This is a genomic window from Amycolatopsis silviterrae (assembly GCF_042684085.1).
Classification (GTDB): domain Bacteria; phylum Actinomycetota; class Actinomycetes; order Mycobacteriales; family Pseudonocardiaceae; genus Amycolatopsis; species Amycolatopsis silviterrae.
Genome location: NZ_JBHUKS010000033.1, coordinates 277,729 through 287,617, shown reverse-complemented (window position 1 = coordinate 287,617; position 9,889 = coordinate 277,729). Strand labels below are relative to the sequence as shown.

10 protein-coding genes are annotated in these 9,889 nt (G+C 70.2%); 8 read left to right on the top strand and 2 right to left on the bottom strand.

Going from position 1 to position 9,889, the window contains the following annotated elements:
• The 7 genes from ACFSVL_RS39955 to ACFSVL_RS39925 form a co-directional block, all read left to right on the top strand.
• A partial coding sequence (locus tag ACFSVL_RS39955; protein ID WP_378312264.1) for an NAD(P)-dependent oxidoreductase occupies positions 1 to 757 on the top strand: 757 nt, incomplete at its 5' end.
• A 70-nt stretch (positions 758 to 827) separates the two neighbouring features.
• On the top strand, positions 828 to 1,517 hold the full coding sequence (locus ACFSVL_RS39950) for a GntR family transcriptional regulator (RefSeq protein ID WP_378312262.1): 690 nt from the start codon (positions 828 to 830) through the stop codon (positions 1,515 to 1,517).
• Between the two features lie 94 nt (positions 1,518 to 1,611).
• Entirely contained in the window at positions 1,612 to 2,934 is a 1,323-nt protein-coding gene (locus tag ACFSVL_RS39945) for an MFS transporter (RefSeq protein WP_378312260.1), read from the top strand.
• 53 nt (positions 2,935 to 2,987) lie between these two features.
• Positions 2,988 to 4,133 (top strand): CapA family protein, encoded by a 1,146-nt coding sequence (locus ACFSVL_RS39940; RefSeq protein WP_378312258.1) that lies wholly within the window; start codon positions 2,988 to 2,990, stop codon positions 4,131 to 4,133.
• Positions 4,130 to 5,023 carry a polysaccharide deacetylase family protein gene (locus tag ACFSVL_RS39935; protein ID WP_378312256.1) on the top strand — a complete coding sequence of 298 codons (894 nt, stop codon included), beginning with the start codon at positions 4,130 to 4,132 and terminating at the stop codon, positions 5,021 to 5,023. Before ACFSVL_RS39940 ends, ACFSVL_RS39935 begins: the two co-directional genes overlap by 4 nt.
• The gene (locus tag ACFSVL_RS39930) at positions 5,020 to 6,186 is read left to right on the top strand and encodes a M20 family metallopeptidase (protein ID WP_378312254.1); all 1,167 of its coding nucleotides are present in this window, start codon (positions 5,020 to 5,022) and stop codon (positions 6,184 to 6,186) included. Before ACFSVL_RS39935 ends, ACFSVL_RS39930 begins: the two co-directional genes overlap by 4 nt.
• A gap of 157 nt (positions 6,187 to 6,343) precedes the next feature.
• A complete protein-coding gene (locus tag ACFSVL_RS39925) occupies positions 6,344 to 6,940 on the top strand; it encodes a gamma carbonic anhydrase family protein (protein WP_378312253.1) in 597 nt (198 codons plus the stop codon).
• 45 nt (positions 6,941 to 6,985) lie between these two features.
• Here the strand turns inward: ACFSVL_RS39925 and ACFSVL_RS39920 are convergent, their stop codons facing one another.
• The gene (locus ACFSVL_RS39920) at positions 6,986 to 7,729 is read right to left on the bottom strand and encodes a S1 family peptidase (protein WP_378312251.1); all 744 of its coding nucleotides are present in this window, start codon (positions 7,727 to 7,729) and stop codon (positions 6,986 to 6,988) included.
• Between the two features lie 185 nt (positions 7,730 to 7,914).
• Here ACFSVL_RS39920 and ACFSVL_RS39915 point away from each other — a divergent pair, with 185 nt between their 5' ends.
• Positions 7,915 to 8,829 carry a hypothetical protein gene (locus tag ACFSVL_RS39915; protein WP_378312249.1) on the top strand — a complete coding sequence of 305 codons (915 nt, stop codon included), beginning with the start codon at positions 7,915 to 7,917 and terminating at the stop codon, positions 8,827 to 8,829.
• A 142-nt stretch (positions 8,830 to 8,971) separates the two neighbouring features.
• Here the strand turns inward: ACFSVL_RS39915 and ACFSVL_RS39910 are convergent, their stop codons facing one another.
• Entirely contained in the window at positions 8,972 to 9,880 is a 909-nt protein-coding gene (locus tag ACFSVL_RS39910) for a LysR family transcriptional regulator (protein ID WP_378312247.1), read from the bottom strand.
• Positions 9,881 to 9,889 lie beyond the last annotated feature (9 nt).

Sequence of the window (9,889 nt, the reverse complement as noted above, 5' to 3'; positions counted from 1 at the left end):
GCCGCGCCTCCTCGACGGGGCCGGCGCGGACGTCGTGATCCTCATGCTGCCCACCAGCGCGATCGTCGAGCAGGTGCTGGGCGATCCGGCCGATCCGCGGAGCTTCGCGGGCAGCCTGCGGCCGGGCGCGCTGGTCGTGGACATGGGATCGTCGGTGCCCCACGCGACCCAGGAGCTGGCCGGAAGGCTCCGGGAACGCGGGGTGGCGCTGGTGGACGCGCCGGTTTCCGGTGGCCCGCGCAAGGCCGCCGCGGCCGAGTTGACGATCATGGCCGGCGGGACGGCCGAGGACTACGAGCGAGCCCTTCCGCTGTTGCGGGCGATGGGCACGTCGGTGACGCATGTCGGCGCCGTCGGGTCCGCGCACGCGTTGAAGGCGCTCAACAACCTGCTGTCGGCCATCGGGCTGGTCGGGGCGCTGGAGGTGCTCACCATCGGCGCCAAATTCGGCCTCGACCCGCGCGTCATGCTCGACGTCGTCAACTCCTCCACCGGGCGCAACCAGTCGACCGAGGTCAAGATCGGGCCGGAGGTGCTGGACGGGCGGTTCCAGGTCGGGTTCTCGCTTCCGTTGACCGTCAAGGACATCACCACCGCGCTGGACCTCTCGGAATCGCTCGGGCTGGCGCCGGAGGTGTCGCAGGCGTGCGTCCGGTTCTGCCGGGCCGCGCTCGACGGCCTTGGCGGCGGGAATCCGGACCAGTCCGAGATCGCCCGCTACCTGGCGAAGGCGACCGGCGTCGACCTCGTCCGCTGACCGCGTCGGTCCGGCTCGCCGCCGGTACTACCGTGATACCGTCACAGACCAGCGACAGGGAGGCGGGCACGTGGCAGGGCAGCGAGTTCAGCGGGTCGCCGCGCCGCTGCGGACCCAGGTGCTCGAAGCGCTCCGGCAGGACATCCTGGCCGCCGAGTTCGAGGCGGGGGAGCGGCTGGTCGAGGCGCGCCTCTGCGAACGGTACGAGGTCTCCCGCACGGTCGTGCGCGAGGTGCTGCGGCAGCTGGAGTCCGAGGGCCTGGTGACCACGGTGCCCAACCGCGGGCCGGTGGTCACCGAGCTGACGTCGCGCGACGCCGAGGCGCTCTACGAGGTGCGCGAAGCGCTGGAAGGCCTGGCCGGGGCCTTGTTCGCCGAGCGGGCCACCGCCGAACGGCGCGAGCAGATGGGCAAGGTAGTCCGGCGGTACGCGCGCTCGCACCGCAAGGCCGGGCTGGCCGAGCGGCTGGAGATGAAGGACGAGTTCTACGACGCCCTCATCTCGGGTGCGGCGAACCCGATCATCGACTCGACGCTGCGCGGCATCCACGCCCGGGTGCAGATGTTGCGCGGGCTGTCCATGCGGGCGGCCGGTCGTGGGCCGGAGAGCGCCAAGGAACTGACCGCTATTTACGAGGCCGCGGCGGTGCGCCGTGACGCCGCGGCCGCTCGCGAGGCGTGCGAGGTGCACGTCCGCAATGCCGCGGCCACCGCGCTTCGAGAGCTTGAGGCGCGCAGCCTTGAGCATTCCGCGGGCTGAGCCGGGCCGATCTTTTTAGTGCGCCCTTTCGGCGTGCTGTGCTGTCCAGTATTACCGTATTACGGTAATACTCTCTGGAGTCTCAAGGAGAGTCATGGCAGAGGAACACATCGTCGTGGTCGGAAGCCAAGGAGCCGCCGCGTCCCGCGTCAAGACGACCGGCGAGCAGCGGAAGGCGATTGTGGCCGGCGCGCTCGGGAACGCGATCGAATACGTGGACTGGGGGATTTACGCCTCACTCGCCCCGGTTTTCGCGGATCAGTTCTTTCCCTCGGGCGATCCGGCCGCCGCGTTCCTGTCCACGCTGGCGATTTTCGCCGTGGGCTTTTTCGTCCGCCCGCTCGGCGGGGTCGTGCTCGGCGCCTACGCCGACCGGCGCGGCCGGAAGAAGGCGCTGACGTTGACGGTCAGCCTGATGTCGGCGGGCGGTCTCGCCATCGCGGTGTGTCCGACCTACGAGCAGGCCGGGGTGTGGTCTCCGCTGGTGCTGCTGGCAGCCAGGCTCGTGCAGGCGTTTTCCGCGGGCGGGGAGTGGCCGAGTTCGGTGTCGTACATCGTCGAAAGCGCTCCGGCCGGAAGGAGAGCGTTCGCGGGGTCCTTTCAGCAGGTCTCGACGGCCGGTGGGATTCTGCTCGCCTCGCTGCTCGCGCTCGCCGTGACGTCGCTCCTGGACGACCGGCAGCTGCACGTGTTCGGCTGGCGGATCGCCTTCGCGGTCGCCGCCGCGCTGGGGCTGGCGGTGCTGTGGCTGCGGGTCCGCGCGAAGGAGACGCAGCAGTTCGACGATGCCGTCGCGTCCGGTGGGGAGCATCGGCCGGTGCGGACGCTGTTCGCGCACCACAAGCTGAGCCTGCTTCGCGTCGTCGGGATCACGGTTCCCGGGACGATCATCTACTACCTGTGGATCACCGCCATGCCCGGCTACGCGAGCGTGACCGCCGGCCTCGACCTGAACCAGGCGCTGATCGCGAACTCGCTGTCGGTCGTCGTGTTCATCCTGCTGCTCCCGCTCGGCGGACTGCTGTCGGACCGGTTCGGCAGGCGGCCCACGTTCCTGGTCTTCCTGGTCGGCTTCGCGGTGTTCGCGTGGCCCGCGTACCGCTTGCTCGACGGCGGCGGTTTCTGGACGCTGCTGCTCGTCGAACTCGTCGGGGTGGTGCTGCTCGTCGGCAACTCGGCGAACGTGGCGGCCATGTACGCCGAACTGTTCCCGACCCGGGTGCGCACGACCGGGACCGGCCTGCCCTACGCGGTGGCCGTCGCCGTTTTCGGTGGCACCGCACCGTATTTCACGACCTGGCTGACTGAGATCGGGCACCGGGATGCGATCTGGAGCTACGTGGTCGCCGCGGCGGCGGTCGGGGCGGTCACCGTCCTCACCATGCCCGACGGCGCGAAAATGGATCGGCTCACCTGAGCCCATCTGGACTATAATGTGACACGCTGTATCGCATTGCGGAACGGAGGAGCATGGAACTCGTAGTGGTGGGCGACGTCGTCCCCGCCGGGCGGCCGCGGCGTCCGGCCGGGGCGCGGGGCGGGCCGGGCGATCCGGCGTTCGGGCTGCTCCAGGGCGGCGACCTGGCGATCGGCAATCTGGAGGTGCCGCTCACCGGCGGCGGGGTGCGGGCCGAGAAGCTGGTGACGATGCGGGCCCCGGAGTCCGGCGCGGCGGAACTGGCGGCGTTCGGCTTCGATCTGGTTTCCCTGGCGACGAACCACGCGCTGGACTTCGGTGCCGAAGGCCTGCGCGACACGATGCGTGCGCTGGACGCTGCGGGCGTCGGACACGCTGGGGGCGGTGAGACGATCGAGGCGGCGATCCGGCCCCGCGTCGTCTCCGCTGCCGGGCAGACGCTGGCCTTCTTCAGTTTCTGCTCCGCGCTTCCGCTGGGCTTCAACGCCACGGCCGAGCGGCCGGGGATCGGGCCGATCCGGGTGCGCCAGAGCTTCGAGTTCGACAGCACGTTCCTCGACGAGACCCCGGGGACGCCGCCGTTCGTGCATTCGAACGCGCACGAACCGGACGTGCGCGCGGCTGCCGCGCAGATTGCCGAAGCCAAGCGGCACAATGACTTCGTCGCGGTCGCCCTGCACTGGGGCGTGCCGTTCTGCTATCTGCCTGCGACGCAGGGGCCGCTGGCGGAGTATCAGCGACCGCTGGCTCGGCAGTTGGTCGACGCCGGTGCGGACCTCGTCATCGGACACCATCCGCACTGCCTGCATCCGGCCGAGTTCTACGGAAACGGGCTGATTCTGTACTCCACCGGCAACTTCCTTTTCGACTGGTGCGACGGCTGGAACGCGGAATCGATGACCGCGCAGGAGAACGCGCACCCAGCGCCGCCGTATCAAGCGGCGCTGGTCGATGGGCCCTGGTTCGAGAGCGCGGTGTTCCGGGTGCGGCTGGGCGGCGAGGACGGGCCCGCGCTCCGCCTGGACCCGGTGGAACTCGACCACGACAGCCAGCCGATCCTGCCGCGCCCCGAGGCGGCGGCGTCGATTCTGGCCCGGTTCTCGGAAATGTGCCGTCAACTGGATCCGTCCATTGTGGTCGGACAGGACGGCAGCGTACGGCGGGCAGCGAAGAACACCGTGAATGAGGAGGAAGCATGACCGAACCGTGGCAATGGGACGAACAGACCTGGCGCGGGCACGTCGACCGTGTGCGCGCCGGACGTCTGTTGCGGCCGGAGTCCTGGCCGGGCGGCGCGAAGGTGGCGGTGACGCTGTCGTTCGACTCCGACCACGAGACGATTCCTTTGCGCGACGGCGAAGTGCTGCCGGGTAAGCTGTCGCAGGGCGAGTACGGCGCGCGGGTCGGCGTGCCCCGGGTCCTGAAGCTGCTTGACCGGTTCCAGGCGCCGTCGACGTTCTTCATGCCCGCCGTGTCCGCGTTGCTGCACGACGGCGAAGCGAAGTCCTATGTGGACGCTGGGCACGAGGTCGCTTTGCACGGCTGGATCCACGAACGCAACACCCAGCTGCCGCCCGAAGCCGAACGCGACCTCGCGTTCCGGTCCGCGGACACCCTGGAACGCCTCACCGGCACGCGCCCGGTCGGCATCCGCACCCCGTCTTGGGACTTCTCCGGGCAGTCGCTGCGGATCATCCGGGAGCTGGGCCTGACCTACGACTCCTCGCTGATGGCCGACGACGACTGCTACGAGATCGTCGCCGACGGCGAGCCGACCGGCATCGTCGAGCTGCCGGTCGAATGGATCCGCGACGACATGCCGTACTTCATGATGGAGCGGTTCGGGGCGCAGCGGCCGTACACGCCGCCGCGCGGGGTGCTGTCGATCTGGCGCGACGAATTCGACCTCGCCTACGCGGAAGGCGGCGTCTTCCAGCTCACCCTCCACCCGCACGTGATCGGGCACCGGTCCCGCATCGCGATCCTCACCGAACTGCTTGAGCACATGGCCTCGCGCGAAGGCGTCTGGTTCGCCACCCACGCCCAGGTCGCCGAACACGTGTCGCAGGGGAAGGACCTGGCCCGATGACCGATGTCGACGACCGCATCGAGCGCGCTTTCGAGCGGAACCTGGCCGCGATGCTGGAGCTTTCGCACCGGATCAACGCGAATCCCGAACTGGCCTTCGAGGAGTACGAAACCTCGGCGGCGCTGATCGAAGCGTTGGAACAAGGCGGGTTCACCGTGGAGAAGGGCGTGGCGGACCTGCCGACCGCGTTCGTCGCATCGGCCGGCACAGGGGACTTCGTTTTCGGCCTGTGCGCGGAAATGGACGCACTCCCCGGCATCGGGCACGGGTGCGGGCACAACGTCATCGCGGCGTCCGCGATCGGTGCGGCCCTCGCGCTGGCCCCGTTCGCCGGCGAACTCGGCTTGACCGTACGGGTTTTCGGCACTCCCGCCGAGGAAAAGGGGACTGGCAAGGAAATCCTGGTCAACCGCGGAGTCTTCGACGGCACCCATGCGGCGATGATGGTGCACCCGGCGCTCAAGGACGTCGTAATCCCGACGCTGCGTGCTTCGCGCTCCTGGCAGGTGGCCTACACCGGGGTCGGCGGACACGCCTCGCGCCCGTGGAACGCACTGAACGCGGCGGACGCGACGGTGGTCGCCCAGACCGCGATTGGCTTGCTGCGGCAGCAATTGCGGGACGGGATCCGGGTGCACCACGTCGTCCAGGAGGCAGGAGCGGCCGTCAACGTCATCCCCGATCACGCGATCGTCGACTGCATGATCCGCGCTGACACGATCGCCGAAGTCGACGAGGTGTGGGAGCGTGTGCGCCGCTGCTTCGACGCGGGCGCGATCGCTACCGGCACCAGCGTCGAGTACACCACGCTGCCGTCGGTGTACCGGGAATTCCGGCACGACCCGGACCTGGCCCCGCTGTTCGAGAAGCACGCGAAGGCGGTCGGGCGGACCTTCCCGGACTATCCGGACAAGATGTTCGGCTCGACCGACATGGGCAACGTGTCGCTGCGCGTCCCGGCGATCCACCCGATGCTGTCCTTCGGCCTCCCGGCGGAGGAGGGCAACCACACGGCGGCTTTCGCGGTGGCGGCGGGAGGTCCCGAGGGAGACCGGTTCGTTCGTGACGCCGGACTGGCGATGGCGCGGACGATCGCCGAGGCGGCGCGGTCTTCGGAGGTGCGGGGGCGGTTGATCGGCCGTAAAGGACACCCGTGCCAGTGAAATGCCCGTTTCTTCAAGTCCGTGAGGGGCACCCTGAGGGAATCAGACTCCCTCGGGGACCCCCTCACAGACGACACACTCAGCTCCCGCAGTCGTACCCATAACGCAGCCTTCGGCCAGCGCCAAAACCGGCTGCGCGGCGGGTTAGCGTGGAACGATGCTGATCGAACACCGAGGCCAACGCCCAGTAGTACCCGAATCCGCATACGTCGCCCCGTCCGCAGTGCTATGCGGGGCCGTAGTCCTCGGCGAGCGCGCCCGGGTCCTGCACGGCGCGGTGCTCACCGCGGAAGACGGGGAGATCCGCACCGGCTCGGACGTCGTCGTCATGGAGCACGCGCTGGTCCGCGGCCGGTCCGGCCATCCCGTCACGATCGGCGACGCGGTCCTGCTCGGGCCGCACACGCACGTCAACGGAGCGGTCATCGAGGACGAGGTCTTCGTGGCGACCGGTGCCTCCCTGTTCCCGGGTTCGGTAGCCGGAGCAGGCGCGGAGCTGCGGATCAACAGCGTGCTGCACGTCAATTCCCGCCTCGAACCCGGCACGGTGCTGCCGATCGGCTGGATCGCGGTGGGGGACCCGGCCGCCCTCTTCTCCCCGGACCAGCACGACGAGCTGTGGGAAATCCAGCGCACCATGGACTTCCCCGGCACGGTGTACGGCGTGCCGAGGGGCACCTCGATGCGCGAAATCATGGCCCGGCAGACCCAGTTCTACGGGTCTCATCAGGACGATCGTCTTCTGGAGAACTAGCGGCCCGTGCCGGCGGGCGCAACCTCCCGGCACGGGCCGCCGCGGTCAGATGCCGGAGGTCTGCTGAATCCAGTCGCGTCCCGCCGCGACACTCCCGTACGTCGTGACGCTGGAGCGGTCGCTCGTGGAGCACACCCCGACCTGGACGCCGTTGTCGACCATCGGACCGCCCGAGTCGCCGCCGGCCACCGCGCCGTTCGGGGTGCTCGCGGTGATCGCGGGCCCGCCGGAGTTGTCGCTGTCCTGGGTGTTCGAGATCTCCACGACGGCCTGCTTCAGCACGCTCGACTGGTGGTGCCCCTCGTCGGTGCTCTGCGTCGCGCCCCAGCCGTACACGGTGGCGCTGTCGCCCTCCTGCGCGTCGCTGGAGCTGTTGGACAGGCGCGCGAACGTGCTGCCGCCGTCGGCGTTCAGCTTGATCAGCGCCAGGTCGCCGCCGGAGTAGACGTAGGTCGAGGCGGCCTTGGCGTGCACGCCGCCGCTGGCGCTGTTGGAGCCGATGTACAGGTCGATGTCCGTGAGGCGCTGCCCGTTGTTGTCGTACATGCAGTGCTTCGCGGTGAGGACCCAGCGGCTGCCGATCAGCGTGCTGGTGCAGAAGAAGGTGTAGCCGTTGGCGTGGCCGTTGAAGCGCGTGATGTAGCCGGGGTTCTGCGCGGTGCTGCCGCCGATGATCGACGGCTGCGCGTCGGGCGCGGCGGGGCTCGCGGACGCGGGGGTCACGGCGAACGCGCCCAATGCCGCGCAGGAACCGGTCAGCACGGCGAGGGCCCGGGTGAGTGCGCGCATGTCGCTCCTTGGGAACTGTTTCGATGGGGACGCTTTCGAACGTAAGCAGCGCGGCCGCACGGCGGAATCCGCCGAAACTCCGGTGGCGGGCAAGCGGCGGCGACCCGACTTTCGTCGGGTTGCCAATCGGTGAACGAATGCCGAGAATCCGTTTCGACCGGTCCGTTTTTTCCAGGAGGAGCGGAATGCGGTTGTTCGCCCCGGCCCCGGTGCGGGAACGGCTCGCCCAGGCACTGGCCGAGGGGCCGTTCGAGCACGCGCTGACGCTGGCGATCGAGCGCAGCGGCCTCGGCCTGGCGCGGCTGCGCGAACGGCTCGCGACGTCCGGCGTTCCGGTCAGCACCACCACGCTCAGCTCGTGGCGCACCGGCCGCAGCCGTCCGGAGCGGCCGGAATCGCTGCGGGCGCTGACCCTGCTGGAACGGATGCTGGACGTGCCGCCGGACGCCCTGCGCGCGCTGCTGGACCGCCCGCGCACCGGCACCCCGGCCCCGCGCCCGACGCGCTGGGACCGGCTGTGGGAGAACCGCAGCCTGCTGCCGGCGGTGCTGAACTCGTTCGACGACGCGTCGCCGGAGTCGGTCAGCGTGCACGAGGTGCTGCGCGTCGACGCCGCGGGCCGGATGCGCAGTCTCCACGTGCGGGAAGTGGTGCGCGCGCTGGACGAACCGGTGTTCGGGCGGATTGTCGCGATGCGGGGCTTCACGCCCGGGCAGGCGCCGGCGCTCGTGTCCGCGCGGTACTGCCGGCCGGGGAATGTGCAGCTGACGCTGGAACAGGCGTTCTCGGTGACGGAGCTGGTGCTGGACTATCCGCTGGCCCCGGGCGAGACGGCGATCGTCGAGTACCGGTTCGCGTTCCGGGACGAGGAAGCGGATTCGCGCTACGACCGGCGGTTCCGCCTGCCGGTGGCCGAACACCTGCTGGAAGTGCACTTCGACCCGGCGGCGCTGCCCGCGGAATGCGTGTCGTACCGGCAGGATTCGCCCGCCGGCCCGGAGCTGGAGACCGCGGAGGTGCGGGTGCGGCCCGGCGTGCCGGTGCACGTGATCCGGACCGGGCAGGGACCGGGAATCCACGGGGTGCGGTGGCGGTGGTGACCGGATTTAGCCGGGACGAGAACCGAGTACGAGAAATGTTAGCCGAGCGGCTCGAAACAGACGCGGATTCGGCGGAAGGCGACCCGCTAAAAATGGTCTTCGCCATTATTGAACTGCTCCGGCAGCTGGCCGGTGAAGCCCGTCAAAGAGCCACGCGAAGCTGGGCGGCTTCCCGTCGGAGCGCTTCGACGGCGGCGGTCACCTCGGGAGAGCGGTCGCGGGCGGTGACCGCGACAGTGGCCCGTCCGAGCCAGGCCGGGTCGTCGACGTGGACCGTGCGAACACCGGACGGAACCGACGCGGCGGCCAGCTCGGGCAGGACGGCGATGCCGAGCCCGGCGGCGACGAAACCCAGGCGCGAGGGCCATTCCCGCGTCGCGTAGGCGATCCGCGGGCGTTCGAGGGTCGGCCAGGCGCCGAACTGGGGATCGTCGCGCAGCCCCTTGCCGACGATCCAGTTTTCGTCGCTCAGCTCGGCCACCGGGACGCTCCCGCGATCGGCGAACCGGTGGTTCGCGGGCACCGCCAGCAGGAGCCGGCCGTCCAGGAGCAGGTCGCGGAAAAGCCCCTCGAAATCGTAATCGGGCAGGCCCGGCCCCACGCCGAGCACCGCGATGTCGACGCGGTGCGCGCGGAGCTGCCGAAGCTGGGTGGGCGAGGAAGCCTCGCCGAACTCGACGAGCAGCCCCGGGTGCTCCTCGCGCAGCCGGGCCAGCGTCCGGGGGATGAGCACGGCGGCCGCGGCGGGAAACGCGGCGATGACGACCCGTCCGGCGAGATGGTCGTGCAGCCGGGCGAGATCCGTGCCGACCGCGTCGATCTCGGTGAGCGCCCGCGCGGCTCGCCGGGCGAGGAGCGCACCAGCGGGAGAAGGCGCGACGCCGCGAGCGCCCCGGACGAACAGCGGCACGCCCGCGGCGGCCTCGATCGCCGCCACCTGACGGGACACCGCGGACTGCGTGTAGCCGAGCGCGTCGGCCGCGGCGGTAAACGAGCCGAGGTCGGCGACCGCCTGGACGACGCGCAGGCCGGTGAGCGTGAAGTCGGCCACGGCGTCATC